Annotated in this window: 8 protein-coding genes, 1 tRNA gene and 1 rRNA gene; 8 read left to right on the top strand and 2 right to left on the bottom strand. The window is 70.9% G+C overall.

Going from position 1 to position 16,385, the window contains the following annotated elements:
- A 5S ribosomal RNA gene (rrf, locus tag ACFWFZ_RS32555) occupies positions 1-93 on the top strand; the annotation flags it as partial.
- Positions 94-98: 5 nt separating this feature from the next.
- A tRNA-Thr gene (locus ACFWFZ_RS32550) sits at positions 99-174 on the top strand.
- A 50-nt stretch (positions 175-224) separates the two neighbouring features.
- Here the strand turns inward: ACFWFZ_RS32550 and ACFWFZ_RS32545 are convergent.
- Together ACFWFZ_RS32545 and ACFWFZ_RS32540 are read right to left on the bottom strand one after the other, a co-directional pair.
- A complete protein-coding gene (locus tag ACFWFZ_RS32545; RefSeq protein ID WP_387127305.1) occupies positions 225-737 on the bottom strand; it encodes a DinB family protein in 513 nt (170 codons plus the stop codon).
- Positions 738-779: 42 nt separating this feature from the next.
- The gene (locus ACFWFZ_RS32540; protein WP_387127303.1) at positions 780-3,365 is read right to left on the bottom strand and encodes a SpoIIE family protein phosphatase; all 2,586 of its coding nucleotides are present in this window, start codon (positions 3,363-3,365) and stop codon (positions 780-782) included.
- 168 nt (positions 3,366-3,533) lie between these two features.
- Here ACFWFZ_RS32540 and ACFWFZ_RS32535 point away from each other — a divergent pair, with 168 nt between their 5' ends.
- From ACFWFZ_RS32535 to pgsA, 6 genes are all read left to right on the top strand, one after another.
- Positions 3,534-9,086, top strand: a complete 5,553-nt coding sequence (locus tag ACFWFZ_RS32535) for a HAMP domain-containing protein (protein WP_387127301.1) — start codon at positions 3,534-3,536, stop codon at positions 9,084-9,086.
- A gap of 275 nt (positions 9,087-9,361) precedes the next feature.
- Positions 9,362-10,045 carry a response regulator gene (locus ACFWFZ_RS32530; RefSeq protein WP_366681962.1) on the top strand — a complete coding sequence of 228 codons (684 nt, stop codon included), beginning with the start codon at positions 9,362-9,364 and terminating at the stop codon, positions 10,043-10,045.
- Positions 10,046-10,160: 115 nt separating this feature from the next.
- Entirely contained in the window at positions 10,161-12,980 is a 2,820-nt protein-coding gene (locus ACFWFZ_RS32525; RefSeq protein WP_387127299.1) for a DNA translocase FtsK, read from the top strand.
- A gap of 220 nt (positions 12,981-13,200) precedes the next feature.
- Positions 13,201-14,097: a RodZ domain-containing protein gene (locus tag ACFWFZ_RS32520; protein ID WP_387127297.1), complete on the top strand. Its 897-nt coding sequence runs from the start codon at positions 13,201-13,203 to the stop codon at positions 14,095-14,097.
- 126 nt (positions 14,098-14,223) lie between these two features.
- The gene (rimO, locus tag ACFWFZ_RS32515; RefSeq protein WP_387127295.1) at positions 14,224-15,729 is read left to right on the top strand and encodes a 30S ribosomal protein S12 methylthiotransferase RimO; all 1,506 of its coding nucleotides are present in this window, start codon (positions 14,224-14,226) and stop codon (positions 15,727-15,729) included.
- On the top strand, positions 15,726-16,382 hold the full coding sequence (gene pgsA / locus ACFWFZ_RS32510) for a CDP-diacylglycerol--glycerol-3-phosphate 3-phosphatidyltransferase (protein WP_030029316.1): 657 nt from the start codon (positions 15,726-15,728) through the stop codon (positions 16,380-16,382). The genes rimO and pgsA overlap by 4 nt, the downstream gene beginning before the upstream one ends.
- Positions 16,383-16,385 lie beyond the last annotated feature (3 nt).

The raw sequence follows: 16,385 nt of genomic DNA, 5'->3' as shown, positions 1-16,385 counted from the left end.
ACGCCCGGTTACATTCCGAACCCGGAAGCTAAGCCTTTCAGCGCCGATGGTACTGCAGGGGGGACCCTGTGGGAGAGTAGGACGCCGCCGAACAACCCGCCCTTTTAGCTCAGTCGGTAGAGCGTCTCCATGGTAAGGAGAAGGTCAACGGTTCGATTCCGTTAAAGGGCTCCACAAGAAAAGGCCCCCGCCATTTGGCGGGGGCCTTTTTGCGTTCTCAGGGATCAGTAGTAGCCCTTGTCGCCGTCCACCAGTTCGCGGATCGCGTCCATGTGGCCGGCATGGCGGGCCGTCTCCTCGATCATGTGGAGGAGGACCCAGCGGACGGAGGCGGCACCCGCCTTGAACTCCGTGTTGCGGCCCGTGTCGTCCAGGGAGAGCGAGGCCACGATCTCGTTCGACACCGCGCACTGGCGGTCGTACTCCTCAAGGAGCCGGTCGAGGGGGATCCCGTCGACCTGCATGTCCGCGTCCTCCGCCTCCCCGAACTGGGGGTTGGCGTCGGCAGGCCGGTCCAGCAGTATCACCTCGAACCAGCAGTGCTCGACCCAGCGCATGTGGGAGACCAGACCCGCCGCCGTCATCAGCGGAGAGGACGGCAGGACGGGGCGGTGGGCGGCCTCTTCGGACAGGCCCTCGCACTTCCAGCGGATGATCGAGCGCTGCATGTCCAGCCATCCCAGGAGCTGGGTGCGCTCGTCGGCGGTGTAGTCAGGGCGTATACGGGGAGTCGGCATGGGCGCCGAGGCTAGCCCAGACCGCCGCCGACCGCACCCCCATTAATCGCCCGCCCGCGGGTGGGGTACGCGGAAGGCCAGGATCGCCATGTCGTCCGAGGCGGGCTCGGCCGCGAAGCGTTCCACAGCGCGCAGGACACGGGAGGCGACCGCGCCGGCGGTCAGACCCGTACAGGTCGTCAGGACCTCCGCGAGACCGTCGTCTCCGAGCATCCGGCTGCCCTCGCGCCGCTCCGTCACACCGTCCGTGACGCACAGCAGGACGTCGCCCGGGTCGAGGGTGACGGTCTGCTCGTACAGGTCCAGGTCCTCGATCACACCCAGCAGGGGCTGCGGCTCCGCCGCCGCGTCCACCACGCCGTTCGGACGCAGGCGCAGCGGGAGCGGGTGGCCCGCGCAGACGACCTTCATCAGCGCGCCGCCGTCCGGCTGCGGGTGGAGCTCGCCGTAGAGGAGGGTGAGGAAGCGGCTGCGGGCGCCCTCGTCGAGGATGGCCGCGTTGAGGCGTTCGAGGACGGCCGGGCCGCCGAGGCCCTCGCGAGCCAGCAGGCGCAGCGCGTGCCGGGCCAGGCCGGTCACGGCGGCCGCCTCCGGGCCCGTGCCGCACACGTCGCCGATGGCGAAGCCGTACGCGCCGTCGCGGATCGGGAAGACGTCGTAGAAGTCGCCGCCCACCTCGTTGCCCTCGCCGGCCGCGCGGTAGATGACCTCGACCTCCATCCCGGGGATGGCGGGAGAGCCGGGCGGCAGCAGGCTGCGTTGGAGCGAGCGGCTGATCGCGGTGCGCTCCGAGTAGAGGCGGGCGTTGTCCAGGGCGAGCGCGGCCCGGCGGGAGAGGTCCTCGGCGAGTTCGAGGATCTCCTGGCGGAAGTGCTCCTCCCGCGGCTTGCCGAGGGTGAGCATGCCGATCACGCGGTTGCGGGCGAGGAGGGGCAGGACCACCGTCTCGCCGCCGACCGCGAGGGCGGCTTCGGGCCACGGGCGGGCTCCGGCCTCGCGGAGCGGTTCGGGCGGGCTGACCCGGGAGAGCAGCGCCTTCAGGCCGTCGATGCGGTCCTCGTCCTCGTGGAGGACGTACGAGAGGTAGGGGTCCGAGGACTGGTCGGCGATGGTGTAGACGGCGCACCAGGTGGCGAGCGTCGGGACGGTCATCTGGGCCATGAGGGCCAGGGTCTGGTCCCGGTCCAGGGTGCCGGCCAGCAGGTCGGAGGCCTCGACGAGGAAGGACAGGGAGCCGCGACGCAGCCGCTCCAGTTCGCCGAGGCGGGCGGACTCCACCGCCAGGGCGATGCGGTCGGCGGCGAACTGGAGGCGCAGGGCCTCCTCGTTCGAGTAGCGGCCGGCTCCCTCGGCGGCGACGCCGAGGGAGCCGGTGAGGCGGCCCTCGACCTTGAGGGGGACCGTGACCGCGGAGCGCATGCCGGTGGCCTCCAGGAGCGGAACGGCCCCGGGGACGGCGACGAGGTCGTCGTGGACGGCGGGCATGCGGGCGGAGCCGTAGCGGTTGGTGCCGGCCTCGACGGGTACGCGGGCGAAGCGCTGGCGGGTCGAAGGCAGGCCGGTGGTGGCCCGGACCTCCAGCTCGGTCTCGTCGTCGGTGGCGAGCAGCAGGAAGGCGGCGTCGGCGTCCAGGAGGTCGCGGGCGCGTTCCACGGTGCGCTGGAGCAGGCCGTCGAGGTCGTCGGGGGCGGGAGAGCCGATGAAGACCTCGAAGGGATCGGCGGCGCGGGGCTCGGCGAAGTGGCCGCTGTCCGTGGAGGGCACCCGTGCGGGGCTCTGGAGGAGGGCGCGCTCGTCGTCGTGGACGAGCAGGCAGACGGTGGACGGTTCGCCGTGGGCGTCGCGGACCCGCAGGTGGGAGGCGTAGACGGGGATGACGCGGCCGTCGGCGCCGCGGACGCCGTAGCTGCCCTCCCAGCGGGACAGGCGCAGGGCCTCCGCGATGCCGGTGCCGGTGCCCGGGGTCTGCGGCCAGGCGGCGAGCTCGGCCAGCGGTCGGCCCACGGCCTTCTCGGCGGGGTGGCCGAAGATGTGCTCGGCGTCCTCGTTCCAGGCGGATACGGCGTCGGCCGAGTCGACCTGGAGGACGGCGACGCGGACCCGGCTGTCGGCGAGGGGGAGCAGCCGGTCGGGGACGACCGGGCCCGCCGAGCGGGTACCGACCGGCCGGTCTGGCAGATCGAGACGGAACCACACGTGCTTGTGGGCGGCGGTGTACTCGACTCCCCAGCGGGTGGCCAGGGCGGCGCAGAGCATCAGCCCGCGGCCGTTCTCGCGGTCGGGGTCGGCGTACGGGCGCTCGCCGGGGTGTCCCAACGGCAGCCCGCGCTCCGGGTAGCGGTCGGCGACCTCGACCCGGACGCCGTCCTCGGTGCGCAGGCACAGCACCTCGGCCCGGGTGCCTGCGTGGACCACGGCATTGGTGACGAGCTCGCTGGTGAGGACCACCGCGTCGTCGACGATGTCCGCGAAGCCCCAGCCCTGCAGGGTGTCGCGGACGAACGCGCGAGCGGCGGCGACCGAGCGCCCGAGGGGGTCGAAGCTGGCAGCCGCCCGTGCCGTGATCACGAATCTCCTTCGACGCGGTTGGACATCGGTTGCCAGGTTACTTACCTTCGCGGACGGCATGGTGCCGTCGTCCGGGAATCCACTCGCAGGGTACGGCGGGTGTGCGATGGTGCCGAAGTGTTATGGCCGGGTTCGGCCAGGGTGAAACACTGGGCAGGCTTGCAGAGCCGGCTTGTGACGAGTCAGGTGTCCGGTGGAACAGTGGTCGACCCTTTCGGGAGGGACACGGTGGAGTCTGGCGCAGTGGTGCGGCGTACGGGGACGCGGCCGAAGGGCGGGCGGTCCCGGCGCGGCGGCACGACAGAGGTCGATACCGCCGCTCTGAACCGGCTGCTCACGGCCCTGGTGTCGATGCGGGACGGAAACTTCCGCAAGCGGCTGACGGTGTCCGGCGAGGGCGTGATGGCGGAGATCGCCGCCGTCTACAACGAGGTCGCCGACCGCAATCTGCACCTGACCGGGGAACTGTCCCGGGTCCGGAGGATGGTGGGCCGCGAGGGGAAGCTGAGCGAACGGCTGGAAACGGGTGCCTGCGAGGGCTCCTGGGCGGCCGCCATCGACGCCTCGAACCAGCTGGTCGACGACCTGGCCCGGCCGGTGTCCGAGGTGGGACGGGTGCTGTCGGCGGTGGCCGAGGGCGATCTGGACCAGCGGATGGACCTGCGGACGCAGGCCGCCGAGGGGGCCGGGCATCCGCTGCGCGGCGAGTTCCTGAAGGTCGGCCGGACGGTCAACAACCTGGTCGACCAGCTGTCCGCGTTCACCGACGAGGTGACGCGCGTGGCGCTGGAAGTGGGCACCGAGGGCAAGCTCGGCGGTCAGGCGCAGGTGCGCGGAATGTCGGGTTCCTGGAAGGATCTGACCGACTCCGTCAACACGATGGCGTACCGGCTCACCGCGCAGGTGCGTGACATCGCTCTCGTCACGACGGCGGTCGCGAAGGGCGACCTGTCGCGCAAGGTCACCGTCCACGTCGCCGGCGAGATGCTGCAGCTGAAGAACACCGTGAACACCATGGTGGACCAGCTGTCGTCCTTCTCCTCCGAGGTGACGAGGGTCGCCCGCGAGGTGGGTACGGAGGGCGAGCTGGGCGGCCAGGCCAAGGTGCCGGGGGTCGCGGGCGTGTGGAAGGACCTGACCGACTCCGTCAACACCATGGCCGGGAACCTGACGGCCCAGGTGCGCGGGATCGCCCAGGTGACGACGGCGGTCGCCAACGGCGACCTGTCCCAGAAGGTACGGGTCAGCGCGCGCGGCGAGGTCGCGCAGCTGGCCGAAACGATCAACCAGATGACGGAGACGCTGCGGACCTTCGCGGACGAGGTCACACGGGTGGCCAGCGAGGTCGGCGCCAAGGGCCTGCTCGGCGGACAGGCGCAGGTGCCGGGGGCGGCGGGGACGTGGAAGGACCTCACCGACTCGGTGAACACGGTCTTCCGCAACCTCACCACCCAGGTGCGGGACATCGCCCAGGTGACGACGGCCGTCGCCAACGGCGACCTGTCGCAGAAGGTCACCGTCGACGTGGCCGGCGAAATGCTGGAGCTGAAGAACACCGTCAACACGATGGTGGACCAGCTCCAGTCCTTCGGTGCGGAAGTGACGCGAGTGGCCCGTGAGGTCGGCGTCGAGGGCGAACTGGGCGGCCAGGCACAGGTGCCGGGGGCGGCGGGGACGTGGAAGGACCTCACCGACTCCGTGAACACCGCCTTCCGCAACCTCACCGGGCAGGTCCGCAACATCGCCCAGGTGACCACGGCGGTGGCCAACGGCGACCTGTCGCAGAAGGTCACGGTGGACGTCTCCGGCGAGATGCTCCAGCTGAAGAACACCGTGAACACGATGGTCGACCAGCTGTCGTCCTTCGCCGACCAGGTCACGCGGATGGCACGGGACGTGGGTACGGAGGGCCGCCTGGGCGGCCAGGCCCGGGTGGAGGGGGTGTCGGGCACCTGGAAGGAGCTGACCGACTCCGTCAACTTCATGGCCGGGAACCTGACCTCGCAGGTGCGCCAGATCGCGCAGGTGACCACGGCGGTGGCGCGCGGCGATCTGTCGCAGAAGATCGACGTGGACGCCCGGGGCGAGATCCTGGAGCTGAAGAACACCATCAACACCATGGTCGACCAGCTCTCCGCCTTCGCCGAGCAGGTGACCCGGGTGGCCCGGGACGTGGGTACGGAGGGCCGCCTGGGCGGCCAGGCGCAGGTGCCCGGCGTGGCCGGCGTCTGGCGCGACCTGACGGACTCGGTGAACGGCATGGCCGGGAACCTCACCTCGCAGGTGCGCAACATCGCCCAGGTCGCCACGGCGGTGGCGCGCGGCGATCTGTCGCAGAAGATCGACGTGGACGCCCGGGGCGAGATCCTGGAGCTGAAGAACACGCTGAACACCATGGTCGACCAGCTCTCGAACTTCGCGGAGCAGGTGACCCGGGTGGCCCGCGAGGTGGGCACGGAGGGCATCCTCGGCGGTCAGGCCGAGGTCAAGGGTGTCTCCGGCACCTGGAAGGACCTCACCCAGTCCGTCAACTTCATGGCGAACAACCTGACCTCCCAGGTGCGCAACATCGCCGAGGTGACGACGGCGGTCGCCATGGGCGACCTCTCCAAGAAGATCACCGTCGACGCCAAGGGGGAGATCCTCGAACTCGTCACGACCGTCAACACGATGGTGGACCAGCTGTCCTCCTTCGCGGAGCAGGTGACGAGGGTGGCCCGCGAGGTGGGCACCGAGGGCATCCTGGGCGGCCAGGCCCGCGTCCGCGGGGTCACCGGCATCTGGAAGGACCTCAGCGACAACGTCAACACGATGGCCGGGAACCTGACGGCCCAGGTGCGCGGGATCGCCCAGGTCTCGGCGGCCGTCGCCAACGGCGACCTGACGAAGAAGGTCACGGTCGAGGCGCGCGGCGAGGTCGCGCAGCTCGCCGACACCGTCAACACGATGGTGAAGACCCTGTCGTCCTTCGCCGACGAGGTGACGCGGGTGGCCCGCGAGGTGGGTACGGAGGGCCGCCTGGGCGGGCAGGCGCACGTGCCCGGGGTCTCGGGGACGTGGAAGGACCTCACCGACTCGGTGAACTTCATGGCCTCCAACCTCACCGGCCAGGTGCGGCAGATCGCCATGGTCACGACCGCCATCGCCAAGGGCGACATGACCAAGAAGATCGACATCGACGCCCGGGGCGAGATCCTGGAGCTGAAGACCACCATCAACACGATGGTCGACCAGCTGTCCTCCTTCGCGGACCAGGTGACGAGGGTGGCCCGCGAGGTGGGCACCGAGGGCATCCTGGGCGGCCAGGCGCGGGTGCGCGACGTCGACGGCACGTGGCGGGACCTGACCGAGTCCGTCAACGAGATGGCCGGCAACCTCACCCGGCAGGTACGCGCGATCGCGGCCGTGGCCACCGCGGTGACCCGCGGCGACCTCAGCCTGAAGGTCGACGTGGACGCGGCGGGCGAGATCCAGGTCCTCCAGGACAACATCAACACGATGATCGTCAACCTGCGCGACACCACCTTGGCCAACAAGGAGCAGGACTGGCTCAAGGGGAACCTGGCCCGCATCTCCGCACTGATGCAGGGCCGCCGCGACCTCGACGACGTCGCCTCGCTGATCATGAGCGAGCTGACCCCGGTGGTCTCCGCGCAGCACGGCGCCTTCTTCCTGGCGGTGCCGGCCGGCGGTACCACCGAGATCGGGACGGAGGGCGGCGCGGACGGCTCGTACGAGCTGCGGATGCGCGGGAGCTACGCGTACGCCGGCGGTCAGATGCCCATCTCCTTCCGGCCGGGGGAGGGGCTGATCGGGGCGGTGGCCGAGGAGAAGCGGACGATCCTCGTCGAGAACACCCCGCCCGGCTACCTGAAGATCTCCTCGGGCCTGGGCGAGGCCCCGCCGGCGCATGTGATCGTGCTGCCGGTGCTCTTCGAGGGGAAGGTGCTCGGCGTCATCGAGCTGGCCTCCTTCACACCGTTCACGCAGATCCAGAAGGACTTCCTCAGCCAGATCGCCGAGATGATCGGTACGAGCGTCAACACCATCAGCGTCAACTCCAAGACGGAGATGCTGCTGAAGCAGTCGCAGGAGATGACCGAGCAGCTGCGTGAGCGGTCCGACGAGCTGGAGAACCGGCAGAAGGCCTTGCAGGCCGCCAACGCGGAGCTGGAGGAGAAGGCCGAACTGCTGGCCCAGCAGAACCGGGACATCGAGGTGAAGAACACCGAGATCGAGGAGGCGCGGCAGGTCCTGGAGGAGCGTGCCGAGCAGCTCGCGGTCTCGATGCGCTACAAGTCCGAGTTCCTGGCGAACATGTCGCACGAGCTGCGCACCCCGCTCAACTCGCTGCTGATCCTGGCCAAGCTGCTCGCCGACAACGCGGACGAGAACCTGTCGCCGAAGCAGGTGGAGTTCGCCGAGACGATCCACGGCGCGGGCTCCGACCTGCTCCAGCTGATCAACGACATCCTCGACCTGTCGAAGGTCGAGGCCGGGAAGATGGACGTCTCGCCGACCCGGATCGCGCTGGTCCAGCTCGTGGACTACGTGGAGGCGACCTTCCGGCCGCTGACGGCGGAGAAGGGCCTCGACTTCTCGGTGCGGGTCTCCCCGGAGCTGCCCGCCACCCTGCACACCGACGAGCAGCGGCTGTTGCAGGTGCTGCGCAACCTGCTCTCGAACGCGGTGAAGTTCACCGACACCGGTGCGGTGGAGCTGGTGATCCGGCCGGCCGGGGCCGATGTGCCGACGGCGATCCGCGAACAGCTGCTGGAGGCCGGCTCGCTCCGGGAGGCGGATGCGGACCTGATCGCCTTCTCGGTGACCGACACCGGCATCGGGATCGCGGCGAGCAAGATGCTGGTGATCTTCGAGGCGTTCAAGCAGGCCGACGGGACGACGAGCCGCAAGTACGGCGGCACCGGGCTGGGGCTGTCCATCAGCCGGGAGATCGCCCGGCTCCTGGGCGGCGAGATCCACGCGGCCAGCGAGCCCGGCCGCGGCTCCACCTTCACGCTGTACCTGCCGCTGCACCCGAGCGAGCTGCCGCCGCAGGGGTACGCGCCGCCCACCCCCGGCGGCGCCCGCGGCGAGCTGTACCGCAGGTCCCTCGACGGGGCGCGCCCCGGGCTGCCGGTGCTGCCGGCCGGGTCCGCGGCGCCGCCGGAGACGCCGTCCCAGCCCGCGCCGTCGGCGCCGTCGGCCGCCGGGGCAGGACAGACGGGGCATACGGGACAGGCGGGGCAGAACAGCGGGGCCGGGCTGTTCCGGCGCCGGCGCAAGGCGCTCAGTGACCTGGAGCCGCGTACGGCGGTGCCGGGCGGGCCGAACGCGACGGGGGCCGAGGACAGCTGGGGCACCGCACAGGAGGAGCTTCCGGCGGCGGCGCGGACGTACGACTTCCGCGGCGAGCGGGTGCTCATCGTCGACGACGACGTCCGCAACGTCTTCGCGCTCACCAGCGTGCTGGAGCAGCACGGGCTGGCGGTGCTGTACGCGGAGAACGGGCGGGAGGGCATCGAGGTCCTGGAGCAGCACGACGACGTGAAGGTCGTGCTGATGGACATCATGATGCCCGAGATGGACGGGTACGCCACGACCTCGGCGATCCGGCGGATGCCGCAGTTCGCGGGCCTGCCGATCATCGCGCTGACGGCGAAGGCGATGAAGGGGGACCGGGAGAAGGCGATCGACTCCGGCGCTTCCGACTACGTCACCAAGCCGGTCGACCCCGACTACCTGTTGTCCGTGATGGAGCAGTGGATGCTCGGCAAGTGACGGGAGGGAGAGCGGGCGGGTGTCGGCCGCTGACGCACTGTGGCCGAAGCGGTGTGGGAGTGCGATCCACGGGGAACCATCTGCTCTCCCCCCACGTTTTCCGCTTCGTGCACAGTGACATCCTGGTGACAGGGTGTGGCGATCTCGGGACTGGGGCTACGATGACCGGCACAAGGACGGACGGCGCACGGGTGTCGTTCTCTGGGGCGGGGCCCGGCGCACAGGCCGGTGCCAAGAGCCGGGGAGGCCCCATGCCGGGGCGAGGAGGACAGGGCATGGTGCAGAAGGCCAAGATCCTCCTGGTCGACGACCGGCCGGAGAATCTGCTGGCGTTGGAGGCCATCCTCTCCGCGCTCGATCAGACACTGGTCCGGGCGTCGTCGGGGGAGGAGGCGCTCAAAGCGCTGCTGACGGACGATTTCGCGGTCATCCTGCTGGATGTCCAGATGCCGGGCATGGACGGGTTCGAGACGGCCGCGCACATCAAGCGGCGCGAACGCACCCGGGACATTCCGATCATCTTCCTCACCGCGATCAACCACGGTCCGCACCACACCTTCCGCGGTTACGCGGCGGGTGCGGTCGACTACATCTCCAAGCCCTTCGACCCCTGGGTGCTGCGGGCCAAGGTCTCCGTCTTCGTGGAGCTGTACACGAAGAACTGCCAACTGCGCGAGCAGGCGGCCCTGCTGAGGCTCCAGCTGGAGGGCGGCGGCGCGAACGGCGTGGACGCCGGCAAGGAGACAGCGGGCCTGCTGGCCGAGCTCTCCGCGCGGCTCGCGGCGGTCGAGGAGCAGGCCGAGGCGCTGACCAAGCAGCTCGGCGAGGACTCCGCCGACGCCGGCGTCGTGGCGACCGCGGCCCATCTCGAACGCAAACTCACCGGTCTGCGGCGGGCGCTGGACGCACTGGAGCCCGGCAGCGCCGGAGGGGCTCCGGCGCTGCCCTCGCAGAACTGACCGCGTACGCGTCCGGCTTGGCGGAGCGTCAAAGCACCTGCCCCGGCGACGACACGAACGGGTGAAGGGGTGGGCACGCGTGTCCACCGGCGCGCGCACCGGTAACCTCGGGCCCATGGCCTCACGTACGTCCGGCAAGGGTTCCCCGAGCAGCGCGGGCACCGCGAAGGGCCGCACCGGCCGTACGACGGCGCCCGCCAAGAAGGCGGCCCCCGCACGCAAGCCCCCGGCGAAGAAGGCCGCGGCCGCCGGGCGCGCCCCGGCGAAGAAGGCTGCGGCCAAGCCCGTGCCCTCCCCGACGAGCGGCGTGCTGCGACTGGTGCGGGCCCTGTGGCTGGGCTGCGCGCACGCGGTCGGCGCCGTCTTCCGCGGGATCGGCCAGGGAGCCAGGAACCTCGACCCCGCCCACCGCAAGGACGGCCTCGCGCTGCTGCTCCTCGCCCTCGCGCTGATCGTCGCCGCCGGTACCTGGTCGAACCTGAGCGGCCCCGTCGGGGATCTGGTGACCATGCTGGTCACCGGTGCCTTCGGGCGACTGGATCTGCTCGTTCCGATACTGCTCGGCGTCATGGCGGTACGTTTCATCCGCCACCCCGAACAGGCCGACGCCAACGGCCGGATCGGCATCGGGCTGTCGGCCCTCGCCATCGGAGTCCTCGGCCTGGTCCACATCGCCTGCGGGGCGCCCGGCCGGGACGAGGGCACCACCGCCATGCAGAACGCGGGCGGGCTCATCGGCTGGGCCGCCTCCAAGCCGCTGATCTTCACCATGGGAGCGCCGCTGGCGGTGCCGATGCTGGTGCTGCTCACCGTCTTCGGCCTGCTCGTCGTCACCGCGACCCCGGTCAACGCGATCCCGCAGCGGCTGCGCCGACTCGGCATCCGGCTCGGGATCATCGCCCCGAACGAGTACGACGAGGGCTACGGGGAGACCGAGGGCGGCTCCGCCGTCCGGCACGACCCGGAGCAGTGGCAGGCCCGCTCCGGCGACCCCGCGGACGCCGCCGAGGAGGAGGCCCTGGCCCGGCGGCGCCGGCCGCGCAGGACCGCCGCCCGCCCGGCGACGGACCGCGGAACGGACCGCGGGATGGACGCCGTCGACGTGGCCGCGGCGGCCGCCGCCGCGCTGGACGGGGCGGTCTACGGCGGAATGCCGCCGTCCCCGCTCGTCGCCGACCTCACACACGGGATCTCCGCCGAGCGGGACGGCGTGGAGGTCACCGCTCCCGTGCCGACCGCCCGCGGCGGGCGCCCCACCGCGAAGACGGCACCCGAGGCACCCGAGGCACCCGGGGTATCCCCGGCACCCGCCGCGCCCGAGGCCGCCGCGGAGCCCGCCGAGCAGCCGCACGCCACCACCGCCGCGGCCTCCGGAACGCTGGCGGTGCCCGACCTGACGAAGGCGGCCCCCGAGGCCCAGCCGCTGCCCCCCCGCGCCGAGCAGCTCCAGCTGCGCGGGGACATCACGTACCGCCTGCCCTCGCTGGAGCTGCTGGAGAAGGGCGGGCCCGGCAAGACCCGCAGCGCCGCCAACGACGCCGTGGTCGCATCCCTGCGCAACGTGTTCACCGAGTTCAAGGTGGACGCCGACGTCACCGGGTTCACGCGGGGCCCGACGGTCACCCGCTACGAGGTCACCCTCGGCGCGGCCGTGAAGGTCGAGCGGATCACGGCCCTGACCAAGAACATCGCCTACGCCGTGGCCAGCCCCGACGTGCGGATCATCAGCCCCATCCCGGGCAAGTCCGCGGTCGGCATCGAGATCCCCAACACCGACCGCGAGATGGTCAACCTGGGCGACGTCCTGCGCCTCGCGGACGCGGCCGAGGACGACCACCCGATGCTGGTCGCGCTCGGCAAGGACGTCGAGGGCGGATACGTCATGGCCAACCTCGCCAAGATGCCGCACGTGCTGGTCGCCGGCGCCACCGGATCCGGCAAGTCCTCCTGCATCAACTGCCTGATCACCTCGATCATGGTGCGGGCCACTCCGGAGGACGTCCGGATGGTCCTCGTCGACCCCAAGCGCGTCGAGCTGACGGCGTACGAGGGCATCCCGCACCTGATCACGCCGATCATCACCAACCCCAAGCGGGCCGCCGAGGCGCTCCAGTGGGTCGTGCGCGAGATGGACCTGCGCTACGACGACCTGGCCGCCTTCGGCTACCGGCACATCGACGACTTCAACCAGGCCATCCGGGACGGGAAGATCAAACTCCCGCCGGGCAGCGAACGGGAGCTCAGCCCCTACCCGTACCTGCTGGTGATCGTCGACGAGCTCGCCGACCTGATGATGGTTGCCCCGCGTGACGTCGAGGACTCCATCGTCCGCATCACCCAGCTGGCCCGGGCCGCCGGCATCCACCTGGTGCTCGCCACCCAGCGGCCCTCGGTGGACGTGGTCACGGGTCTGATCAAGGCGAACGTGCCCTCGCGCCTCGCCTTCGCCACGTCTTCCCTCGCCGACAGCCGGGTCATCCTCGACCAGCCCGGCGCCGAGAAGCTCATCGGCAAGGGCGACGGGCTGTTCCTGCCGATGGGGGCGAACAAGCCCGTCCGCCTCCAGGGCGCCTTCGTGACCGAGGACGAGATCGCCGGGATCGTCCAGCACTGCAAGGACCAGATGGCGCCGGTATTCCGGGACGACGTCACCGTGGGGCAGAAGCAGAAGAAGGAGATCGACGAGGACATCGGCGACGACCTGGACCTGCTGTGCCAGGCGGCGGAACTGGTCGTCACCACGCAGTTCGGATCCACCTCGATGCTCCAGCGCAAGCTGCGCGTGGGGTTCGCGAAGGCCGGGCGGCTCATGGACCTCATGGAATCGAGGGGCATCGTGGGCCCCAGCGAGGGTTCGAAGGCGCGCGACGTCCTGCTGAAGGCCGACGAGCTGGACGGGGTGCTCGCGGTGATCCGCGGCGAGACGCATTCGTAGCCGTTTGGCGGGCAACCGTTTCCCTTGGGGCCGCGTCAAGTTGAAGAGAGGTGGCGGCACCGCGTACGACGTCCCGTACGGCGTGGGACCGCCGCGCCGGAAGGGACCTTTCCACGCCATTCGGATGGCGTAGGAAGAGCACCCTCCGGTTGCTCCACCCTTTCGTCACCCCCCTAGACTGGACATCCAGCAGGTGGCTACACGCTCGAAAGGCGCCCTTGTGTCCATCGGCAACTCCAACTCCCCCGAAGAAGAGCGGCCTTCGACCGACGACCGGTCCGAGGACCGTCTCGTCGAACGTTCCGTCGAAGAGCCGTCCATCGGGACGGCCCTCAAGAAGGCCCGGATCGCCGCCGGGCTCACAGTCGACGAGGTCAGTTCCGTCACCCGTGTGCGCATCCCGATCGTGCACGCGATCGAAGAGGACGACTTCACGCGGTGCGGCGGCGACGTCTACGCCCGCGGTCACATCCGTACGCTCGCCCGCGCCGTCCACCTCGACCCGGCACCCCTGGTCGAGAGCTACGACGCGGCCCACGGCGGTCGGCCGGCACCCACCCCCGCCGCGCCGATGTTCGACGCCGAACGGATCCGCCCCGAGCGGCAGCGGCCCAACTGGACCGCCGCCATGGTCGCCGCCATCGTCGCCGTCATCGGCTTCGTGGGCTTCACCGCCTTCGGCGGCGGCGACGACAAGGAGAAGCGCCCCGTGGCGGAAGGATCCGCCTCCCCCAAGCCCGCACCCAAGCAGAGCGGCGGCACGCCTGCCGCGCAGCCCACACAGGCCCCGCCGGCGGCCAAGCCGGAGCCCTCGGACAGCGCCATCGCCGCCGCGCCCAAGGACCTCGTCACGGTCGTCCTGACGGCCGACACCGGCGAGAGCTGGATCTCCGCGAAGGACTCCACGGGCCGGCTCCTCTTCGACGGCACCCTCGTCCAGGGCCAGTCGAAGACGTTCACGGACAAGGAGTCCGTCGACCTCGTGCTCGGCGACGCCGGGGTCGTGAAGCTCTTCGTGAACGGCAAGGAGATCAAGGACGATTTCCAGCCTGGTCAAGTGGAACGCCTCACATACACCAAGGAGGACCCCTCCCAGGACCAGCCGCAGGCGGGCTGACCGAGGGGCCGCCCCAGGGCGGAAGGCGTCAACCGGGATCCCCGGGGTGCTGCTCGCACCCCGGGGATCTTGCTGTACGGGGGCGGGCGGCTGGGGCCCACGCCGGGACGAAGTAGTCTTGAGTCCATGCCCGAACGCCGTACCGTCGCCCTTGTCACTCTTGGCTGCGCCCGTAACGAGGTGGACTCGGAGGAGCTCGCAGGCCGCTTGGCGGCGGATGGCTGGGAGCTCGTCGAGGACGCCGCCGACGCGGACGTAGCCGTCGTCAACACCTGCGGCTTCGTCGAAGCCGCCAAGAAGGACTCCGTAGACGCCCTGCTGGAAGCCAACGATCTCAAGGACCACGGCAGGACGCAGGCCGTCGTCGCCGTCGGCTGCATGGCCGAGCGCTACGGCAAGGAGCTCGCCGAGGCCCTTCCCGAGGCCGACGGGGTCCTCGGCTTCGACGACTACGCCGACATCTCCAACCGCCTCCAGGTCATCCTCAGCGGCGGCAGCGTCGAGGCCCACACCCCTCGCGACCGCCGCCAGCTGCTGCCGATCAGCCCCGCCGCGCGCCAGGCCGCCGACGTCGCCCTCCCCGGGCACGCCCAGGCGCCCGCCGAGGAGCCCGCCGAGGCCCCCGCGGACCTGCCCGAGGGCGTGGCGCCCGCCTCCGGCCCGCGCGCCCCGCTGCGCCGCCGCCTGGACAAGAGCCCGGTCGCCTCGGTCAAGCTGGCATCCGGCTGCGACCGGCGCTGCTCCTTCTGCGCCATCCCGTCCTTCCGCGGGTCCTTCATCTCCCGCCGCCCCGCCGACGTGCTGGGCGAGACCCGCTGGCTCGCCGAGCAGGGCGTCAAGGAGATCATGCTGGTCTCCGAGAACAACACCTCGTACGGCAAGGACCTCGGCGACATCCGGCTCCTGGAGACGCTGCTGCCCGAGCTCGCCGCCGTCGACGGCATCGAGCGCGTCCGCGTCAGCTACCTCCAGCCCGCCGAGATGCGCCCGGGCCTCATCGACGTGCTGACCTCGACCCCCAAGGTCGTGCCGTACTTCGACCTGTCCTTCCAGCACTCGGCCCCCGACGTGCTGCGCGCCATGCGCCGCTTCGGTGACACCGACCGCTTCCTGGAGCTACTGGACACCATCCGCTCCAAGGCCCCGCAGGCCGGCGTCCGCTCGAACTTCATCGTCGGCTTCCCCGGCGAGACGGAAGCCGACTTCGCCGAGCTGGAGCGTTTCCTCACCCACGCCCGCCTCGATGCGATCGGCGTGTTCGGCTACTCCGACGAGGACGGCACCGAGGCCGTCACCTACGAGAACAAGCTGGACGAGGACACGATCGCCGAGCGCCTGGCGCACATGCAGCGGCTTGCCGAGGAGCTCACCGCCCAGCGCGCGGAGGAGCGGATCGGCGAGACCCTGGAAGTGCTCGTCGAGACGGTCGTCCCGTTCGACGAGGCCGAGGACGGCGAGGGCGCCTACGGGCGCGCCGCCCACCAGGCCCCCGAAACCGACGGCCAGGTCGTCTTCACGGACGGCACGGGCCTGGTCCCCGGGCGTATCGTCACCGCAAAGGTCGTCGGCACCCTGGGAGTGGACCTGGTGGCCGAGCCCCTGGACATGGACCTTGAGGAGGCGGCCGGATGACCGGTGTCCCGGCATCTGCGGCGGGCGGGACCGGCCGCCGGCCCGTACCCGGCGCGAAGCTGGGGGCCGCGGCGGTCGATCAGGCCAGCCTGTGGAACATCGCCAACATCCTGACGATGATCCGGCTCGTGCTGGTGCCGGGGTTCGTCCTGCTGCTGCTCGCCGACGGCGGCTACGACCCGGCCTGGCGGGCCTGGGCCTGGGCGGCCTTCGCCGTCGCCATGATCACGGACATCTTCGACGGGCACCTGGCCCGGACGTACAACCTGGTCACGGACTTCGGCAAGATCGCCGACCCGATCGCCGACAAGGCGATCATGGGCTCCGCGCTGATCTGCCTCTCCTGGCTCGGTGACCTCCCGTGGTGGGTCACCGGGGTGATCCTCGGACGGGAACTGGGCATCACGCTGCTGCGCTTCTGGGTCATCCGCTACGGCGTGATTCCGGCCAGCCGCGGGGGCAAGCTGAAGACGCTGGCCCAGGGGACGGCCGTGGGCATGTACGTCCTCGCACTGACCGGTGCGCTGGCGACGATGCGCTTCTGGGTGATGGCCATCGCGGTCGTGCTGACGGTCGTCACCGGTTTGGACTACATCCGCCAGGCGATCGTGCTGCGTCGCCAGGGACTCGCCGCGGAGCGGGCCGCGCGGTGACGT

Origin of the sequence: Streptomyces sp. NPDC060232 (genome assembly GCF_042726555.1) — a bacterium.
In the GTDB taxonomy this organism is placed as follows: domain Bacteria; phylum Actinomycetota; class Actinomycetes; order Streptomycetales; family Streptomycetaceae; genus Streptomyces.
Note: the sequence above shows the minus strand (reverse complement) of the source record. Positions and strands in the feature narration are given on the sequence as shown.